1 protein-coding gene is annotated in these 1,152 nt (G+C 38.8%); it reads right to left on the minus strand.

Annotation, left to right across the window (positions count from 1 at the left end; all coding sequences use genetic code 11):
• Window positions 1–242: 242 nt before the first annotated feature.
• The coding region (locus CBG25_RS15555) for an IS110 family transposase (RefSeq protein ID WP_290607792.1) at window positions 243–1,152 on the minus strand (910 nt) is incomplete at its 5' end.

Raw genomic sequence — 1,152 nt, forward strand, 5'->3', positions numbered from 1 at the left:
AACGTCGTATATCTGAAAAAATAACCCTTTATCAACAAAATTGGGACGTAATCAAAAATGCTATTGCTGAGCACATCCGTGTTTTATTAGCGTACCCAAATTAGTTTTGTGCGAAACTCGTGTGAGTTTGCGTTATCATCTGTAAATCGATTTTAAGCCACCTAAGAAGCCCGTCGCGCCATTTTCTCTATGTAAGACATGAAAACGTACCAACTAAAATTTAAAATGCCTTAAAATCGATTTTATGAATCGAAAATTTGGCGGGCGTAGTTTTGGTCATAAGCTAGACCCGTCTTTAATACTCCGAAGCACAAGTGAACTAGTTTTCTCATTGCGGCACCTAGAGCTGACATTTTTGACTTACCTCTTGCTAATAGACGATCATACAATGACTTGATATGTGGGTTATGGCGTATTGCTGTTAGGGCTGAGAAGTATAATTTTGCGCGAATTTGGGACGATCCTGTTTTGGATAAGTGAGCCCGACCGTTAACAGATGTGCCAGAACGCCGTTCTACAGGGACTAATCCCAGATAGGAGGCAACCTGTTCTGCACTAGTAAAGTCATGGCTCCTTAACACCATAAGCATGTTGGCACCTACCTGATTACCAATTGACTTGATTGATGTCAGCAATTCCATGTCTTGCTTTAATTTTGGATGATTATCAATATGATTAGAGATTTCAGATTCAATAGCCAGCAACTCTTTTTCTAATATTTTTATGCACTTAACAAGTGACTGTCTAACAATCTTTGGTGTAGACGTTGTTAACGTCTTTTCCTGACGGTTTTGTTCACGCAATAAATCAGCTAAAAGTGCCTCTCGACGGTTGATCAATGATTTCAATGCTCGAATTTCTGGCAATGGAGCTATCCATGCTGAAGGCTTTTTTAGCTCTCCATAACACGCTAAAACGAAGGCATCCACTCTATCTGTTTTAGTTAAAATACCCATGCCTTTTGCAAACTCTCTTATACGATAAGGGTTTACGATGGAAATATGAATACCCATATCATAAAGTTCAGTGCAGAGTTGTTCGTGATAAGTCCCAGTGGATTCAAGAGTAATCCTTACATCTTCGAGTAAACATTTTTGGTTTTTCAGCCACTCAATCAATGTCTTAGCTGAATGGTGATCATTTTTAATGACT

It is taken from the genome of Arsenophonus sp. ENCA, assembly GCF_002287155.1.
Taxonomy (GTDB): domain Bacteria; phylum Pseudomonadota; class Gammaproteobacteria; order Enterobacterales; family Enterobacteriaceae; genus Arsenophonus; species Arsenophonus nilaparvatae.